Origin of the sequence: Bacillus sp. HNG (assembly GCF_003400205.1) — a bacterium.
In the GTDB taxonomy this organism is placed as follows: domain Bacteria; phylum Bacillota; class Bacilli; order Bacillales; family Bacillaceae_L; genus Ferdinandcohnia.
On record NZ_QUQV01000001.1, the window covers coordinates 254,947 to 272,717 of the forward strand.

Here is a 17,771-nt window from a genome sequence, read left to right on the forward strand (position 1 = left end):
GGTTATATTGCGCAGTATAATTATCTTGAATTAAAGATATTTTACTTTAAGATATTTTTGTATATAGTAATTTAACATCGCTTGGAAAAACAAAAAAACATGTAACTATATTGGAGGCATAAATGATGAACGGATTAAAAGGAATACACCATGTCACTGCAATCACTAGTAGCGCAGAAAAAAACTATGAATTTTTCACCTATGTACTTGGTATGCGTCTCGTAAAGAAAACAGTAAACCAAGATGATATTCAAACATATCACTTATTTTTCGCAGATGATACAGGTAGTCCAGGTACAGACATGACCTTCTTTGATTTTCCTGGAATCCCGAAAGGTATCCATGGGACAAATGAAATCTCAAAAACATCTTTCCGTGTTCCAACCTATGCTGCGATTGATTATTGGGAAAAACGTTTTGACCGACTAGATGTTAAGCATTTTGGTGTGAAAGAACAATTCGGGGTAAAAACATTATCATTCGTTGATTTTGATGATCAACAGTATCAATTAGTTTCTGACGAAAATAACAAAGGTGTTCCTGGAGGAACTCCTTGGCAGAAAGGACCTATCCCATTAGAATATGCAATCACTGGCTTAGGACCATTATTTGTTCGAACTGCTCATTTTGATTTCTTTAAGGAAATGCTTGAAAAAGTATTACAATTTAAAGAAATTGCAGCGGAAGGCTCTTTTCACTTATTTGAAGTAGGTGAAGGTGGTAATGGCGCTCAGGTTGTCGTCGAAAATAACACTGTTCTCCCACAAGCACAACAAGGCTTTGGAACAGTCCACCACGCCGCTTTTCGTGTAGAAGACAAATCAGTCTTAGACGAGTGGGATAAGCATTTACGCGGATTCGGTTTCCAAACATCTGGGTTTGTTGATCGTTTCTTCTTCGGTTCACTCTATTCAAGAGTGGCGCCTGGAATTCTATTTGAGTTTGCGACAGATGGTCCTGGGTTTATGGGGGATGAACCATACGAAACACTTGGTGAAAAGTTATCTTTACCACCATTCTTAGAGTCAAAACGTGAAGCTATTGAAAGCTATGTTCGACCTATTGATACCGTTAGAAGTACCAAAGAAATTACAAAAGAATATGAATAAAAAGTTCTTTATTGCAAGGAAATTATAGAATAGGACATTGTTGATACCACAATAAAGAATGAACTACGTCAAGCGCCTAGCCTCAGGGTAAGCAACCAGAGCAAAGAAAATTTTAGACAGAATTTTATTGCTGCAAATTTGTTTGCTAATCGGGGTTGACTGGCGCTGACGTATTTCTTATGACTACTTTACATTCCAAACAAACAGGTTTTTCACGTGTAAAGTGGAAGAGTTGGTAACAGAATCGGATATATACTAATGTTCTTAAACATTATTGTGAATATATATCAAGCAAATCTTTGATACCAATCAAAATTTTATTAATTTCCAATTAGGTAAAGAAGTTTTAAAGACTGCAATAGATTCTGGAAAGGATTTGATCAAGGTATTGAATGCGCTTATTTGAGTTCTTGCTTGTCACTTTTTCTAAAATATAATTTGCTACTTCTAGACAGCTGTTCATCTCAATCTCGCTAAGAAAGAGCTCGTTTGCTTTATTCATTTTTATTAATGCAACAGGATTTTTTAGAGCTGTTACCACTTGTTCCTCCACTGTTCTAGCCTTATTCAGTTTTCGAACCAATCCTTTTTTTTCTAAATAATTCATATTAATTTCTTCTTGACCTGGGAGAACCGAATAGATAAAGATTGGAATTCTTTTCTTTATTGCTTCACTAATGGTCACACCACCCGGTTTTGTAATAAGTGCATCAGCCCAGTTATATAAATGATTCATCTGTTCAGGACACGTAATATAGGGTAGAGGTTTTATTAAATTTAAATTTAATGAAGAAATTTCTCTATATAATTTTGCGTTTAAACCGCAAAGAACACGATATTCAATTAAGTCTTTATTTACGGATTGTTTTAGAAAGAATAGCTGATTTCCTAAACCTAAGCTTCCCCCGGAAACAAGAATACGAATTTTCCTCTTATTCGTCGACCTACATTTTCTTTTCGATGCTAAATCGGAAGTAATAATTCCAGTTATGATAATGTTTTCTTCAGGAACCGATGCTTTGATCAGTTCAGCTTTTATTTCTTTAGAAGGGACAAAATGCATATCTACTTGACTAATCCCCCACAGATCATTAACGAAAAAATCTGTGTATACATTGATCATTGGCGTACTACAAACACCGTATTCTTTGAGTTTATTTACGAGAAACGATGGGAAGCTATGTGTACATATAACTAAATCTGGCAGTTTTTCTTCAAGTAACTGCTCCATTTTTTCTAAAAAGAGTGCTTCGTATAAAGAATGAAGGATGTCAGACTTTTTGCTAAAGAATCGCTTGTAAAATCTGCTGTAATTCACAGGCCAATTTGATATCCATTTTAAGTACAAATTGGAAATGGACTTTTCAAGTACTGGATTCATATAGGTGAGAAAATCAACTTTTTCACAATTAATATAAGAGTCCTGTTTCTTAAAAGAAGAGATTAGCACGTCAGCCGTTCTATGATGACCGGATTCCATCGTAAATAGTGGTAAAACCAGTATGTTTTTCATTTCTATCCTCCAAAAAACTACAAGGTCTATGAAAATGGCTATTTTCCAAAATGATAGTATGCTAACAAGTATTTCATTTTCCTGAAATTGAAATAGAGAGCCAACATTCATTCTTTACCTCAAAATTTTTTAACTTATTATTAATTTTGGTCTTACCCTGATTTTTGTAATTACTTCTGTTTCCTCTTTGAAAAAAATAGAGATGTTTTCTACTACCGGTGACTTATCTAAGGGTAGGTCTATGATATCTATATGTTGTACATTTTGATGAGTGACTATTGATATATATGATGTATTAGTAAAGTGGACCTGAGGATTACGAATGAATAGTGCCACATTTACCTATTTTATTAATTTCCAATTGAGAGGTTTCTGGTGAAATATTCCCTAGTAATTTGCCAAAAAAAGGATGTAGTTTTAGAAAATAATAAATTTTTGTAGTCAATAATTATTATTTTTTCAAAAAAACTTTTACCTAGAAGATTTTTTCTAGCAAAATTGGTTTTTTGCCTATATTTTCGTTTTTTTTAATTAAATTTTTCGTAATTTTCTTTACATGTGTACAAATAGTACCCTCATCAATACGGAAAACTTTTTGGACAAGTTCAACCAACATCAAAAGATTACAAACGTTACAGATTTTACAAGATTGAAATTATTCATAAAAACGCTTATATTGCTGTTGTTTTGCGCTTCTCAGTCAACGAAACAAACAGGAATGAATTTTGACATAGGAAAAACGACACAATGAACGAAACAAGTTTTATTCAATAACCTATTGTGGGGGAAAACAGAAAGCAAAATAATGAGAATTGTGAGGAGAAAAGGATGGCAAAAGAAGGAGAAGGTGTTCAATCTCGATCGAACACAAAAAGTATTGAAACAAGGAAAAGGTTATCAAAAAAGGAAAAAGTCTTTGTAGTCACATTATTTGTGATGATTGTATCATGCCTTTTCATTGTGAACTGGACAGCAACAAACACATTAAATTTAACGATTGGAGTTTATGGGTCTGTTATGATTTCATACCTATTGGGGAAAATGCTACTTTCGTTTAAATATGCGGAAATCACAATGGAACCACCAGATGTAAAAGTATCCGTTGTGATTCCCTCTTATAATGAAGCCCCAGATGCTGTATTAGGAACAGTCGAAAGCATATTAAAACAAGACTATCCAATTCATGAAATCTTCGTAATTGATGATGGCAGTAAAGATGATTCAGCCTATAAAGCGGTTTTACAACTTAGGGATAATCTTGAATCAATGGAGTCGTTCTCGAATCAAATGCCAAACTTAATTGTTCACCGTCTGCCGCAAAACAAAGGCAAACGACATGCTCAAATTTGGGCATTTGAACGAGCAACAGGCGATGTTTATATAACAGTGGATTCTGACTGTACAGTGTTCCCTGATGCTATTCGAGAATTATTAAAGCCTTTGAATGATTCTGAAGTAACTGCTACGACGGGTCATGTGAATATTCGGAATCGGACAGATAATATTCTTACTCGCTTAATTGATATGCGCTATGATAATGCATTCCGTATTGAGCGTGCTGCTCATTCTGTTACGAGTAATGTACTGGTTTGTAGTGGTCCATTAAGTGCATATCGAAAGGAAATTGTCATGAAAAACCTAGAGCATTATGGAAATCAAACCTTTCTAGGTCAACAAGTACAATTAGGTGATGACCGTTGTCTAACAAACTATGCAATCCGTGAAGGAAAAACATTATATCAATCTACTGCCCGTTGTATTACTGACGCTCCGACTAAATTAAAGACATTAATAAAACAGCAATCCCGTTGGAACAAATCATTTTTTCGAGAAAGCTTAATTGCTTTTAAAATTGGTTTAAAAAAGCCGAACGTATTAATATGGGTAATGCTAGAAATGTTTCTATGGATTGCTTTTGGCGTTTCTTTAATAATGGCTTTTTATATTGCGTCTTCGACGATGGGCTGGATCATTTTAATCTATTACCTTGCCTATGTTATGATTTCAGCCTATGCCCGAAATGTCTTTTATGCGTATAAAAGACCACTAACATTTTTAATGGCACCACTGTATGGATTGTTATTCTTAATCTTGCTATGTCCTCTACGTATTTGGGCATTGCTCACTCTTCGTTCATCTTCTTGGGGAACTAGAGGTTAATAGTTTTTTAAATATAAGCAATTTTTATGATTGGAGATGTTTTGATTGAAGGTTCGTAAAGCCATTATTCCTGCTGCTGGTTTAGGCACACGATTTCTCCCCGCAACAAAAGCACAACCAAAGGAAATGCTTCCAATTGTAGATAAGCCAACCATTCAATATATTGTGGAAGAAGCGATTCAGTCAGGTATTGAAGATATTCTTATCATTAGCGGGCGTAATAAGCGAGCAATAGAAGATCACTTTGATAAATCATATGAGTTAGAAGAAACCCTTTATAAAAATAAAAAGTATGAAAAACTTCAAGAAATACAAGAAATTTCAAATTTAGCAAACATCCATTATATCCGCCAAAAAGACCCTCTTGGCTTAGGTCATGCCATTTACTGTGCCAACCGTTTTATAGGAAATGAACCATTTGCAGTTCTTCTCGGGGATGACATCGTAAAGTCCGACATACCTTGCCTAAAACAACTCATCGATGTTTTTGACCACTATCACGAATCTATTCTTGGAGTACAGATAGTGGACCCTAATGATGTTTCTAAGTATGGAATTATTGGTCTGAATAAAAGTAAAACGTTTAATAACGGCGTGATGCCAGTTGCTTCGGTTGTTGAAAAACCAGCTATTAAAGAAGCACCCTCCAATTATGCCATTATGGGGCGTTACATTCTTACACCGGAAATTTTTGAAATCTTGGCTACTTTACCTCCCGGATCAGGTAATGAGATTCAATTAACAGATGCGATCACACAATTGAACAAAAAACAAACTGTATTAGCCTATAATTTTGAAGGTAAACGTTATGATGTTGGAGATAAATCCGGCTTCGTTAAAGCAACAATAGACTTTGCATTAGACAGATCTGAAATAAGTGAAAATATCGAATCCTATTTAAAAAATCTAGTAATCGATATGGGGCATGATATTTCTGAAAAAATAGGAGATTAGACTAGAACACGATGTATGGGATTAGAATCTCCCAATCTCTTTATCAAAAATTGAACATTCATCCTAATAATTATTAGAGCTTTTCGAAAGGAGGAGTTTTAATGAAAATTGCAATTATCGGAACAGGTTATGTTGGGTTGGTAACAGGTGTTTGTTTGTCTGAAATTGGCCATGATGTTACTTGTCTCGATATTAACAACGAAAAAATAGAAATGCTCAAGCAAGGTGTCTCTCCTATTTATGAACCAGGGTTAGATGAGTTAATAGCTAAGAACTTAAAGAAGGGAACACTTCAATTTGTTACAAATCATGTTGATGGCTTGAAAGCTGCGGAGGTTATCTACATTGCTGTTGGTACGCCACAAGCGGAAGATGGGGCTGCTGATCTTTCATTTATTTTTCAAGCTGCAAGAGACATCGGTCTAAATATAACACGAGATGTTAATGTAGTGACAAAAAGTACCGTTCCGCTTGGTACGAATTATAAAATAAAAGAATTGATTATCGCTAATTCACAAGGTAACCATCGTATTGAAGTTGTTTCAAATCCTGAATTTTTACGAGAAGGATCAGCTGCTTATGATACTTTTCATGGTGATCGTATTGTAATTGGAGCACAAGACCCAGAAGCAGCTGATCTAGTGGAGGAAATTAATAAACCGTTTGGTCTTCCAGTAATAAAAACTAGTATCAGTAGTGCAGAAATGATTAAATATGCGGCTAATGCATTTCTAGCAACAAAAATTTCTTTTATTAATGAAATTGCTACTCTTTCTGAAAAAGTTGGTGCCGATATTATGGAGGTTGCAAAAGGGATTGGGATGGATGCACGTATCGGTTCAAAATTCCTGAATGCGGGTATAGGTTACGGTGGATCCTGCTTCCCTAAAGATACAAAGGCATTGATAAAAATTGCGGAAGCTGTCAATCATGATTTTTCCTTACTAAAATCGGTCATTCACATTAATGAAGAACAAAAAACAGTATTGGTAAAAAAAGCAAAGGAACGCTTTGGTTCTCTTAAAGGAAAACGAATTGCCCTGATTGGTCTTTCCTTTAAACCAAACACTGATGATATGAGAGAGTCTGCCTCTATAAATATTTCTTATGCTCTAGTTGATGAAGGTGCTGAATTGGTTGCCTATGATCCAATTGCAACTGAAAACGCTAAGGAAATTCTTCCAGACAACGTTAAATATGTAGAACAGATCGAAGAGGCTATAAAAATGGCAGATATCATTTTTCTATTAACGGATTGGAAAGAGATTGTAGAAAAAACGTTAATCTTTTCAAGTCTCTTTATGGAAAAGCCAATTATCTTCGATGGTCGAAACTGTTATACCCAAGAAGAGGCTGGTAAATATAAGGTCGAATACGTATCGATTGGTAGAGAACCAGTAAAACCCAATGGTAAATGAACAACTCATCATTTTTTCATCTATTGCATGATTTGCAAATAATATGAAGGTAGTTTTGAAATTTAAAAGATAACCATTTTTGTTAATGAAACGGGTTCCTCTATGGAATCCGTTTTTTAACATTCGCAACATTTTTAGAGTCAAGCGTAATGACTGGTTATTCGGGAAATCAAACATTTACCAATTGCCTATTGTATATAGGTCAAAAGGCGTAAAACCAATCTTTTTCTTCGTTAATTTTTTCCATCATGAATGACCATGGAAGTATTTTATCGAATTCAATCGAAATTTGTCCTATTTCATTGTATAATTATCTGTTGTAAGATATTAAGCTTGGAAAGGATGATGTCCAATGATGGAATGGGCGTTAGTCATATTATTTGGGGTAGCAGCGGTGTTGCTTATTTTATCCTATACACTTACGAAAAAAGCAAAAAAGGCCGAACAGCGTGAGCTTGAATTATATTCAGTAAGTTTTATGGAGGAAATAAATAAGCTACAACAGCAAATGAGAAACCTTGAATTAGACAATGAAATTCTTGCAAACCAGGCAGGGATTGACACCACAAATAAAGAACAACGTGAGTTACTTCGTGATGCGCTTGATTTATATAAAAGAGGATATTCCGTAACAAGCATTGCGAATGAGAAAGAAATAAGTGAAATCGAAGTCCAAGGTTTGCTATCTCCTTTTATGAAACAAACAGAAACAGAAGGGAGAAAAGTAGCAAATGACCGCTAAAACATTAACTAGCTTCGCTTCTGGACTTTTACTTGCTGCAGTGGTTTGCGCGGTTGTTTACTTTTTCGGACCAGAACAAGCAACAACTACAAAGGCAGGAGAAAAACCAACTGTAGAAGAGCTCAAAAGTCTTCTAACTGACGAAGGTTATGTTGTCCATACTGAAGAAGAATGGAATCAAGCAATTGCTGAAGCGAAGAATCCAGTGGAAAAACCTCAGGAACAGCCTAAAGAGGAAGTAAAAGAAGAGGCAGCAGAGGAACCTAAGGAAGAACCTGCCGAACCAGAGGTCAAGAAAACGGTGATCAATGTCACCGAAGGTATGACAAGTTATGAAGTCGGAAAAGCACTTATTTCAGCTCAAATCATTAGTGGAAATGCTTGGGATTTTGCAAACCTAGTTGAGAAAAAAGGTGTGGCTAAATACTTAAAGCTTGGCACATTTGAAATTAACAGCAATATGACAACAGACGAAATCATTTCAATTATTTTCAAGAAAAAATAAACCTACAGAAAAGACCAAAACCACTAAAAAGGGATTTGGTCTTTTTTATTTTCTGTGAAACATTTTTTGTGGAACAAGAAAAATCGGCAGTGACATGCACAAAAAGATAGGCATTTCACACAAAAAGGAGACAATTGTTATCATTTTAGCTGTGCTTACATATTATAGAATATAAATTAATAAATCATATTAATTTATTAAATGACCTAAAATTACGTTGATGTGTTTTATAGATATGATTTCTGTCAAGAATGAATGTGTAGTAAATAAGCTAATGGGGTGATACGAAATGTATACCAATAAAGCAATTCAGGTTCTTGACCGTATGCGTTTATCAAATGGTGCTTATACAGCAAGTTTATCAAATGATTATAGCTATGTATGGATTCGAGATATCGTATATACAGTACTTCCATTTATCAATGAACCATCAGATAGATATGCAAAGGCTTATCATGCTTTATTTGATATGTTTAAGACGTATGAGTGGAAAATTGATATCCATCGGAAAAAGAAACCAATCTATTTGTTTGAATACATCCATTCACGATACTCTACCGACTTAAGGGAAATGCCGGTCGAATGGGGGCATGCCCAAAATGACGCAATTGGAGCATTTTTATGGGGGGTTGGTGAAGGATACCGCTTAGGACAAAAAGTAATTCGAGATAAAAAGGATATTGAAATCGTCCAAAAGCTCGTTGATTATTTAGAATGCCTTCAATATTGGCAATCAAAGGATAATGGTATGTGGGAAGAGAATATGGAAGTTCATGCTTCAAGTATAGGTGCTTGTGTAGCTGGACTTAATGCCGTCAAAATCCTTGTTAATGTCAAAGAAGATTTAATCAAAAAGGGAGAAAAGGCCCTCCGAGATCTTTTACCTCGTGAAAGCGAAACAAAGGATACTGATTTAGCATTGCTCTCCCTTGTATTCCCATACCGGGTCGTTGATCGAGACCATGCGCTTAAGATTGTTGAAACCGTTTCCTCGAAATTAGAGCGCACATATGGTGTGATTCGCTATGAAAATGATCAGTATTATAATGAAGGAAGTGAGGCTGAATGGTGCTTCGGTTTTCCGTGGCTTGGCCTTTGCTACCTTGAACTAGGACAATTTCAAAAAGCCAGTGAGTATATAGAAAAAACAAAAAGGATTGTGCCAGATAATTGGGAGGTTCCTGAGCTGTATGTAGGTGGAACCAATAAACCAAATGGAAACACTCCATTAGCATGGTCAGTTGCGATGTCCTATATTTTTCTCACGAAAATGGAGGATTTAGCACAACAAAAAATATCTTAAAAAGCTGCTTAGGCAGCTTTTTTGTTTGAACCTTTTAATTGCCAATACAAACAATAACGAAAATTATTCCAATATAACAAAAACATTAAACAACCAACCCTCGTTTATATTATTTCGCAATATCAAATTTCTCCCTAAAAAAGTAAAAACCCCACACATATCAACCATAAATTGTAAACGGTTACATAATTCTTTTTAAAAATATTCTCTGTAAAATAATAATTTTCTGCCTATTCTACCTTATTTGACAATAAAAAACATTATTCGCTAAAGGAATAAATCTCACTCTCCACGAATTAATATAATAAAGTGAGAAAGTAATAGCCAACTTCAGTTTTATTATTTTTATACAAAAGTCATAAATTTTTGGTATTACTAACATTCTACTCACATATATCAAAAGGAGGATATGGTAGTGAATTCTACGCTAGAAAATGAAGCTGAACTTTTACCAAGTGAGTTCGATTTGTATTTATTTCACGAAGGAACATTATTAGAAGGCTATAACATGCTTGGTGCACATGTGATGTCCTATAAAGGGATCGACGGTGTACGTTTTTCTGTATGGGCACCCCATGCCACGGCCGTGTCCGTCGTTGGAGATTTTAATAACTGGGCTGGTAATGCGAATAGCCTTGGATTGATTCCAAACTCTGGTGTATGGATTGGATTTATTCCAGGGTTAAAAGAGGGTGAACTTTATAAATACGAAATCACAACTGCAAACGGCGAAAAGAAACTAAAAGCTGATCCATATGCCTTCTTCTCTGAAGTAAGACCAAATACTGCATCTGTGATAACGAGACTCGACCAATTTAAATGGAATGATAAAAAATGGCTAAACAATCGTGACAAAGCAGATTCTTACAATAATCCAATGATGATTTACGAATTACATACGGGTTCTTGGAAAAAGAAAGAAGATGGAAGCTTTTATACATACCGGGAATTAGCGGATGAAGTCATTGATTATGTAGTGGAGCATGGTTTTACACATATTGAATTAATGCCGATTATGGAGCACCCATTTGACTTATCATGGGGCTATCAAATAACTGGCTTTTATTCCGTAACTAGCAGACATGGTAACCCTATTGATTTCATGTATTTTGTGGACCAATGCCATCAAAAAGGCATTGGCGTCATACTTGATTGGGTTCCCGTTCATTTCTGCCGTGATGTCCACGGACTTGGAAGATTTGATGGAACTCCCCTTTACGAGCATACCGAATCAAAACGTGCTGACAGACCATTATGGGGGACGTACAGCTTTGATTTTACAAAACCAGAGATTCATAGTTTCTTACTTTCCAATCTTACTTTTTGGATGGATATATACCATATTGATGGCTTTCGAATCGACGCCGTATCTTCATTAATTTACCTCAATCACGATAATCCGCAACAAGAAAAGCTAATCAATCAATTTGGTGGCGAAGAAAATCTGGAAGCAATCGATTTTATTAAAAAGGCAAATGAAGCCATATTCAAACGATATCCGGGGGTATTGATGATTGCCGAAGAGGCAACTGATTATCCTCTTGTAACTGCACCAACCTCTGTAGGCGGATTAGGCTTTAATTATAAATGGAATATGGGATGGGTAAATGATGTCCTTAAATACATGCGAATGCATCCGTCCGACAGACGTTATCACCATAATTTATTAACTTTTTCCTTCTTCTATGCGTTTTCAGAAAACTTTATTTTACCTTTTTCACATGATGATGTTGTTCACGGCAAGAAATCACTTTTAGATAAAATGCCGGGCGATTACTGGCAAAAGTTTGCGAATTTGCGTTTATTATACGGATATTTAATGACCCATCCCGGAAAAAAGCTTCTCTTCATGGGTGGGGAGTTCGGTCAATTTTCCGAATGGAAGGAACTTGAGGAACTAGATTGGATGCTTCAAGACTATGATTCCCACGCTAACCTTCAAGCCTATTTTAAAGAGCTCCAACATTTTTATCGCATGAATTCAAGTCTATGGAGACTTGATCATGAACAAGAGGGCTTCGAATGGATTGACCCTGATAACCATGCTCAATCTGTGATTACATTTATGAGGCATGGGAAGCGCAAGGGTGATTACTCGATCATCGTTTGCAACTTCTCTACAGAAGTCTTTGAAAATTATCGTATTGGCGTCCCGTCAACAGGGAGTTATATAGAAATGTTTAATAGTGATTCAGTAGAATTTGGAGGTTCTGGTCAGATAAACGCAGCTGCTATAACCGTTGATAAGACGCCAGCACATAATCAGCCATACAGTATGACCATTAAAGTTCCGCCATTAGCAATTAGTATCTTTAGAAAAGAGACAAAAAAGAGAAAAAGAGGTGTCGTCAAAAAATGAGATCAAAGAAGTGGATTGCAGTTGTTTTAGCAGGTGGTCAAGGGTCAAGATTGGGGGAATTAACAACAACCCTTGCCAAACCCGCTGTTCCATTTGGTGGAAAATACCGAATTATTGATTTTCCTTTAAGTAATTGTACTCATTCTGGTATTGATACTGTCGGTGTCATTACTCAATATCGCCCACATGTGCTTAATAATTATGTAAGCAATGGGCGTCCTTGGGATTTAGACCGGAACAATGGGGGAGTAACCGTCCTTCCGCCGTATATTGGAAAGAATGGTGGGGATTGGTATAAAGGAACAGCTAATGCAGTCTACCAAAATATCCATTATATCGAGCAATATGATCCAGAATATGTGCTTATCTTATCTGGTGACCATATTTACAAAATGGATTATAGTAAGATGCTTCGCTTCCACCTTGAAAAAGATGCAGCTGCTACAATTGCTGTCATTGAAGTGCCTTGGGCAGAAGCAAGTCGCTTTGGAATCATGAATACAAACGATGAGAAAAAAATTGTTGAATTTGATGAAAAACCTGCCAATCCAAAAAGCAATCTCGCGTCAATGGGGATTTACTTGTTCAAATGGAAGTTATTAAAACAATATTTAATCGAAGATGAAGGAAATATTCATTCTTCCAACGACTTTGGGAAAGACATCATTCCTAAATTACTTAAAGACGATAATCAGTTATATGCCTATCAGTTTGATAGCTATTGGAAAGATGTAGGTACAATCGAAAGCCTATGGGAAGCCCATATGGACTTATTAGATGATGATGCTCCTGGCTTTGATTTACATGATTCTAGTTGGCCATTCTTTACTGGAATCGCGACTCATCCACCACAATATATATCACCGACCGCGGAAATATCCCAGTCATTAATCAACGAAGGTTGTATTGTGCAAGGAACGGTTGACCACTCGGTTCTTTCATACAATGTACAGGTTGGAGAGAATTCGCTTATTCGAGACTCGGTTATCATGCCGAATGTTCAAATCGGCAAAAATGTGACCATTCACAAAGCGATTATCGCTAGTGATTTATGCATTCCAGATGGAGCACATATTGGGTCAGATGCCCCGAATGCCACCATTACATTAGTTGGAGATGAAAGCACAGTAAGACCCTTAACCGTAAGTAAATAAATATCACATGAGGAGCGATTGGGATTGGAACGAGTAATTGGTGTTATTAACTTAGTGAATGATAAACAATATTTAAAAGAGTTAACCCAGCATCGTTGTTTGGCAGCTGTGCCATTTGGAGGAAGATATCGACTAATCGATTTTACAATGTCCAATTTTATTAATGCCCAAATTAAGAAGGTTGCTATTTTTACGAAAGACAAATATCGTTCTATCATGGATCATCTCGGTAATGGCAAGGAATGGGACCTCGATCGACGTAATGGGGGATTATTTATTTTACCTCCCATTCACCCGGATAAAAGTATAGTCGGTGATATTCAGCAATTTTATGATCATCTTGAGTTTTTTAAGCGATCCCATGAGGACACCGTCCTTTTTTCTCCTGGTCACCATGTCTATAAGATTAATTTTAATGAGGTCATTAAAAGTCATCGAGAAAGTGGTGCAGACCTTACTATTGTTTACAAGCAATATGATGGAGAACCTGTTGAAAAACCAATCTATCATAAATGTATCCTAAACGCTGATGATAAAGTAACAAATCTAGAACTCTATACTTCTCCAAAACAGGGTGACCCTGTATGTACAGAAACCTTTGTATTTTCAAAAAAGCTATTAGTTGAACTCATTACGAAATGCCATGAAAATGGGGAATATGATTTTATTCGAGATTTGGTGAAAGCAAATCTACATCGTCTTAAAGTAAACAGCTATCATTTTAAAGGTTATATGCCATTTATTCATTCAATTACAAGCTATTATAAAACAAATATGGAATTCTTAAATCCACAGGTAACTAAGGAATTTTTCTTTGACAACTGGGAGATTTATACGAAAACAAAGCATGAACCTCCCGTTAAATATGCCACTACTTCAAATGTCAGCAATTCGTTAATTGCGAACGGTAGTGATATTGAGGGGACGGTTGAAAATAGTATTATCTTCCGCGGAGTAAAAATTCGTAAAGGTGCCACTGTTAAAAACAGCATTATTATGCAAAAATGCGTCATTGACGAAGGAACCTACCTTGAAAATGTGATAACAGATAAACAAGTCAATGTCACATCTGAAAAAGTAATCATTGGAGAATTTACTCCAACTGTCATAAAAAAAGCTGAGATTATTTAATAAAACTTGTTCAAAAAGGAGGATAAAAAGGACCGCGTCGACAAAAACGCCACATCCTGTGGCATTGTCGACACTAGCACGTCCTGTGCGTCGAAAGTTCGAGGCGGTGTAGCTTTGAGTAGCGGAGCGTATGTTCTTAATACGTGAGCACGAGAAATACCTCTTCCTTGAATCCGCTTCACACGCCGGAAAAGTGGTTTCTTTTCCAAGGAACGGAAAAGCAAGCCAACGAGCTTCCACAGGATGTGGTGACTTCGACGTTCGACACAGGACGTGTCGGTATTTAGTCGAAGTACCTCTGTGTGTCATTTTTACCGGACTTTTTGAACATCAACTAATGGGGGAAGGTCATGAACATATTATTCGCAGCATCAGAGTGCGCTCCATTTATTAAAACAGGCGGACTAGGGGATGTAATAGGGGCATTGCCCAACGCTCTACAGCAGGAAGGAATCCATGTAAATGTGATTCTGCCGAAATATGGTGATTTAGATGATACATACAAGGAGCAGCTTGTATTAGAGCGGATTATTGAGGTGCCATTAGGATGGCGGAAACAATATTGTGGTATTGAAAAATTAGTCCATAACGGTATTAGCTATTATTTTTTAGATAATGAGTATTATTTTAAGCGGTATGGAAGTTATGGTTTTTATGATGATGGAGAGCGTTTTGCATTTTTCTCTAGAGCGGTTTTGGAAGCAATCCCATATGTAGATAGAAAGCCAGATATCATTCATTGTCATGATTGGCAAGCAGGACCTATTCCACTCTTGTTAAACGCACATTATTCCAACCATCCTGACTATCGGGGGATTAAAACAGTATTTACCATACACAATTTACGCTATCAAGGAGTTTTTCCAAGATCGGTTTTAGGTGAACTACTTGATGTAAGTGAACGCTATTTTCATATCGATGGTGTCGAGTTTTTTGGAAATGTCAGTTATATGAAGGCTGGATTAGCCTTTGCTGAGGCGCTTACAACCGTAAGTCCAACCTATGCAAGTGAAATTCAAACAGCTTATTACGGGGAACAGTTAGATGGCTTTTTACGAAACCGAAATGCTGACTTGCAAGGTATAGTAAATGGGATTGATCATGAAAATTATAATCCCGCTACAGACAAAGCAATGTTTCACTTATATGATTCGTATGATGGGAAAATGAAAAATAAACGAGCATTACAGGAGCATCTCGGACTTCCCGTAAATGAAGAAGTTCCTGTAATCTCCATGATTACACGCCTCGTTGAACAAAAGGGCATTGATCTAGTTTTGCATGTATTTGAAGAAATCCTTAATCAAAATGTACAGTTTGTTTTACTAGGGACAGGGGAAAGCCATTATGAGGATGCCTTTCGTGAATTAGCATACCGATATCCAACAAAAGTATCAGCAAATATCTTTTTTGATGAAGCACTTTCTAGGAAAGTTTATGCAGGTTCCGATTTGTTTTTAATGCCATCACAATTTGAGCCTTGTGGAATCGGTCAATTACTCGCCTTTCGCTACGGGACACTGCCACTTGTAAGAGAGACAGGCGGACTTAAGGATACGGTTCAACCATACAATGAATTTACCGGCCAAGGTAATGGCTTTAGCTTCACCAATTACAACGCACATGACATGTTATATACAATCGAGCGCGCAATATGGTTATATCGTTTCCAGCCAAAGAAATGGAAAGAGTTATCAGAAAAGGCATTAAAACTAGATTTTAGTTGGAAAGCATCATCAAAGGAATATCTAAAACTGTATGAAGAACTACAATTTGCAATCGTATAAGTAAAAACGTTAGGGATTTGTTTACCCTAACGTTTTTTAGCGTTTTCGGCTTAATTGACTAAGCGCAATTCTCCTTAGCGAAGAACTACTAAAATCAGTGGCATTTCTTTTCTTCATTCGTTCACGTATGGGATTGTCATTCATTAAAGGATGCTGGTAATCATTGTTGTTTTCCATCAGGGACTCCTCCTTATAGGATTACTATCCCCGATTAAGGAATTTTTAAATCAACGGATAGTGATGCTCATAACGAGGGTTATAGTAATAGGGCGGTCTGACTCCAATTTGAGGAAGTTCAAAGCTCTGATTTAAATAATGAACTTGAACACGTTCCTTGGATTCATTCATGAGTAAAAATTTCACTTCCGGACTGTAATAATAGCGCATCGATTTAACCTCCTTGGTGATTCATTGTTAGTCTATTCAGGTTTTCTAAAAATTGAGCCCGTCTCTTTTTATCACTGTTCCACCCGAACTTCATAGACTAAAGCAAATTGAGTTTACAGGAGGTTTACCTATGTCTACCTATAGAGAGAATGAAAATTACCCCAAGCATCCGAATTATGGGAAAATTACAGAGTACAAGGATGTTGCCCTAACAGTTCCAGAGCAGCGGCAATATCGTCAGCCTGGTGTTGAAGGACTAATGGTACCACAGCCTATTGTTGAAAATCCACACTATAAAGGAAGTGGAAAGCTAGAAGGGAAAGTGGCGTTACTTACTGGTGGAGATAGCGGAATTGGCGCTGCTTGCGCAATTGCTTTTGCAAAAGAGGGAGCAGATGTGGCGGTTTCTTATTTAGATGAGCATGAGGATGCGAATCGAACAAAAACAAGAATTGAACAGATTGGTCAGCGGTGTTTACTTTTACCTGGAGACTTACGAGAAAAGCAAAAATGTGTAGAGATTGTTGAAAAAACAGTTCAATTCTTTGGAAAACTTGACATTCTAGTAAACCATGTTGGCATTCAATTCCAACAACTTAGTCTGCTTGATATTTCTGATGAGCAGTTTGATGATACGTTTAAAGTCAATGTATATTCTCACTTTTATACAACAAGAGCTGCGTTAAAGCATTTAAAAGCTGGAAGCTCGATCGTAAATACAGCTTCTGTTGTGGCCTACTATGGAAATGATCAACTGATTGATTATTCGATGACGAAAGCAGCAAATGTTGGATTTACTCGAGCACTTGCTAATAATCTTGTGAAAAAGGGGATACGAGTCAACGCTGTTGCACCTGGTCGGGTTTGGACACCACTCATTCCATCGAGTTTCTCTGCAGATCAAGTTCCGCTTGCAGGAAATCCAATGGATAGGCAAGGACAGCCCTTTGAGTTAGCTCCAGGCTATGTGTATCTTGCTTCTGATGATTCCCGCTTTGTTACTGGGCAAACGATTCATGTGAATGGGGGGCAAATTACTTCATCCTAAAAAAAGTGATTCTCATCGAATCACTTTTTTGACATTATTTTTCTTTATCTATCGGAACATTTTGCGGACGTTTTGGATGTCCAACTTTGTGTTCATCATCAGGACCTGTTAATGTATTCCGTTTATCTAACACCTTACCTGTAAATTCAACCGGGTTACTATTTGCCATGTTTTTCACCTCCATCTTTTAGGATGGTTGAA

At 36.5% G+C, this 17,771-nt stretch carries 16 protein-coding genes; 12 read left to right on the plus strand and 4 right to left on the minus strand.

Translation table 11 applies throughout. From position 1 onward, the window contains the following. Positions 1 to 125 precede the first annotated feature (125 nt). The gene (locus DZB84_RS01205; protein ID WP_116350428.1) at positions 126 to 1,109 is read left to right on the plus strand and encodes a ring-cleaving dioxygenase; all 984 of its coding nucleotides are present in this window, start codon (positions 126 to 128) and stop codon (positions 1,107 to 1,109) included. A gap of 346 nt (positions 1,110 to 1,455) precedes the next feature. On the opposite strand, the gene DZB84_RS01210 is transcribed toward DZB84_RS01205, so the two are convergent. Then, positions 1,456 to 2,622 carry an MGDG synthase family glycosyltransferase gene (locus tag DZB84_RS01210; RefSeq protein ID WP_189655104.1) on the minus strand — a complete coding sequence of 389 codons (1,167 nt, stop codon included), beginning with the start codon at positions 2,620 to 2,622 and terminating at the stop codon, positions 1,456 to 1,458. Between the two features lie 828 nt (positions 2,623 to 3,450). Between DZB84_RS01210 and DZB84_RS01215 the strand changes: the two genes are divergently transcribed. From DZB84_RS01215 to glgA, 10 genes are all read left to right on the plus strand, one after another. After that, positions 3,451 to 4,782 carry a glycosyltransferase gene (locus DZB84_RS01215; RefSeq protein WP_142759822.1) on the plus strand — a complete coding sequence of 444 codons (1,332 nt, stop codon included), beginning with the start codon at positions 3,451 to 3,453 and terminating at the stop codon, positions 4,780 to 4,782. 45 nt (positions 4,783 to 4,827) lie between these two features. Next, positions 4,828 to 5,736: a UTP--glucose-1-phosphate uridylyltransferase GalU gene (gene galU / locus DZB84_RS01220; protein ID WP_116350430.1), complete on the plus strand. Its 909-nt coding sequence runs from the start codon at positions 4,828 to 4,830 to the stop codon at positions 5,734 to 5,736. A gap of 101 nt (positions 5,737 to 5,837) precedes the next feature. After that, positions 5,838 to 7,154 carry a UDP-glucose dehydrogenase family protein gene (locus DZB84_RS01225; protein ID WP_116350431.1) on the plus strand — a complete coding sequence of 439 codons (1,317 nt, stop codon included), beginning with the start codon at positions 5,838 to 5,840 and terminating at the stop codon, positions 7,152 to 7,154. Positions 7,155 to 7,506: 352 nt separating this feature from the next. Further along, positions 7,507 to 7,896, plus strand: a complete 390-nt coding sequence (locus DZB84_RS01230; RefSeq protein ID WP_116350432.1) for a hypothetical protein — start codon at positions 7,507 to 7,509, stop codon at positions 7,894 to 7,896. Further along, entirely contained in the window at positions 7,886 to 8,401 is a 516-nt protein-coding gene (locus DZB84_RS01235) for a hypothetical protein (RefSeq protein WP_116350433.1), read from the plus strand. The genes DZB84_RS01230 and DZB84_RS01235 overlap by 11 nt, the downstream gene beginning before the upstream one ends. 289 nt (positions 8,402 to 8,690) lie before the next feature. Further along, positions 8,691 to 9,704 carry a glycoside hydrolase family 15 protein gene (locus tag DZB84_RS01240; RefSeq protein WP_116350434.1) on the plus strand — a complete coding sequence of 338 codons (1,014 nt, stop codon included), beginning with the start codon at positions 8,691 to 8,693 and terminating at the stop codon, positions 9,702 to 9,704. 415 nt (positions 9,705 to 10,119) lie between these two features. Continuing rightward, a complete protein-coding gene (gene glgB, locus DZB84_RS01245; RefSeq protein WP_189655105.1) occupies positions 10,120 to 12,063 on the plus strand; it encodes a 1,4-alpha-glucan branching protein GlgB in 1,944 nt (647 codons plus the stop codon). Next, positions 12,060 to 13,217, plus strand: a complete 1,158-nt coding sequence (locus DZB84_RS01250) for a glucose-1-phosphate adenylyltransferase (RefSeq protein WP_116350436.1) — start codon at positions 12,060 to 12,062, stop codon at positions 13,215 to 13,217. The genes glgB and DZB84_RS01250 overlap by 4 nt, the downstream gene beginning before the upstream one ends. 24 nt (positions 13,218 to 13,241) lie before the next feature. Then, positions 13,242 to 14,348, plus strand: a complete 1,107-nt coding sequence (gene glgD, locus DZB84_RS01255) for a glucose-1-phosphate adenylyltransferase subunit GlgD (protein WP_116350437.1) — start codon at positions 13,242 to 13,244, stop codon at positions 14,346 to 14,348. A gap of 350 nt (positions 14,349 to 14,698) precedes the next feature. Beyond that, positions 14,699 to 16,135, plus strand: coding sequence for a glycogen synthase GlgA (gene glgA, locus DZB84_RS01260; protein WP_116350438.1), 1,437 nt, complete (start codon positions 14,699 to 14,701; stop codon positions 16,133 to 16,135). 36 nt (positions 16,136 to 16,171) lie between these two features. On the opposite strand, the gene DZB84_RS24765 is transcribed toward glgA, so the two are convergent. Further along, complete coding sequence (locus tag DZB84_RS24765) at positions 16,172 to 16,312, minus strand: hypothetical protein (protein ID WP_189655106.1); 141 nt, start codon at positions 16,310 to 16,312, stop codon at positions 16,172 to 16,174. Positions 16,313 to 16,357: 45 nt separating this feature from the next. Beyond that, on the minus strand, positions 16,358 to 16,522 hold the full coding sequence (locus tag DZB84_RS24770; RefSeq protein ID WP_189655107.1) for a hypothetical protein: 165 nt from the start codon (positions 16,520 to 16,522) through the stop codon (positions 16,358 to 16,360). Positions 16,523 to 16,652: 130 nt separating this feature from the next. Here DZB84_RS24770 and DZB84_RS01265 point away from each other — a divergent pair, with 130 nt between their 5' ends. Then, positions 16,653 to 17,570: an SDR family oxidoreductase gene (locus DZB84_RS01265; RefSeq protein ID WP_116350439.1), complete on the plus strand. Its 918-nt coding sequence runs from the start codon at positions 16,653 to 16,655 to the stop codon at positions 17,568 to 17,570. Positions 17,571 to 17,604: 34 nt separating this feature from the next. Here the strand turns inward: DZB84_RS01265 and DZB84_RS25415 are convergent, their stop codons facing one another. Beyond that, a complete protein-coding gene (locus DZB84_RS25415) occupies positions 17,605 to 17,739 on the minus strand; it encodes a hypothetical protein (protein ID WP_262983770.1) in 135 nt (44 codons plus the stop codon). Positions 17,740 to 17,771: the final 32 nt, after the last annotated feature.

What these genes read in the sequence shown, in the direction of transcription:
- DZB84_RS01205 (WP_116350428.1), top strand. Translation starts at nt 126, where the DNA reads ATGAACGGATTAAAAGGAATACACCATGTCACTGCAATCACTAGTAGC.
- DZB84_RS01210 (WP_189655104.1), bottom strand. Translation starts at nt 2,622, where the DNA reads ATGAAAAACATACTGGTTTTACCACTATTTACGATGGAATCCGGTCAT.
- DZB84_RS01215 (WP_142759822.1), top strand. Translation starts at nt 3,451, where the DNA reads ATGGCAAAAGAAGGAGAAGGTGTTCAATCTCGATCGAACACAAAAAGT.
- DZB84_RS01225 (WP_116350431.1), top strand. Translation starts at nt 5,838, where the DNA reads ATGAAAATTGCAATTATCGGAACAGGTTATGTTGGGTTGGTAACAGGT.
- DZB84_RS01230 (WP_116350432.1), top strand. Translation starts at nt 7,507, where the DNA reads ATGATGGAATGGGCGTTAGTCATATTATTTGGGGTAGCAGCGGTGTTG.
- DZB84_RS01235 (WP_116350433.1), top strand. Translation starts at nt 7,886, where the DNA reads ATGACCGCTAAAACATTAACTAGCTTCGCTTCTGGACTTTTACTTGCT.
- DZB84_RS01240 (WP_116350434.1), top strand. Translation starts at nt 8,691, where the DNA reads ATGTATACCAATAAAGCAATTCAGGTTCTTGACCGTATGCGTTTATCA.
- DZB84_RS01250 (WP_116350436.1), top strand. Translation starts at nt 12,060, where the DNA reads ATGAGATCAAAGAAGTGGATTGCAGTTGTTTTAGCAGGTGGTCAAGGG.
- glgA (WP_116350438.1), top strand. Translation starts at nt 14,699, where the DNA reads ATGAACATATTATTCGCAGCATCAGAGTGCGCTCCATTTATTAAAACA.
- DZB84_RS24765 (WP_189655106.1), bottom strand. Translation starts at nt 16,312, where the DNA reads ATGGAAAACAACAATGATTACCAGCATCCTTTAATGAATGACAATCCC.
- DZB84_RS24770 (WP_189655107.1), bottom strand. Translation starts at nt 16,522, where the DNA reads ATGCGCTATTATTACAGTCCGGAAGTGAAATTTTTACTCATGAATGAA.
- DZB84_RS01265 (WP_116350439.1), top strand. Translation starts at nt 16,653, where the DNA reads ATGTCTACCTATAGAGAGAATGAAAATTACCCCAAGCATCCGAATTAT.
- DZB84_RS25415 (WP_262983770.1), bottom strand. Translation starts at nt 17,739, where the DNA reads ATGGCAAATAGTAACCCGGTTGAATTTACAGGTAAGGTGTTAGATAAA.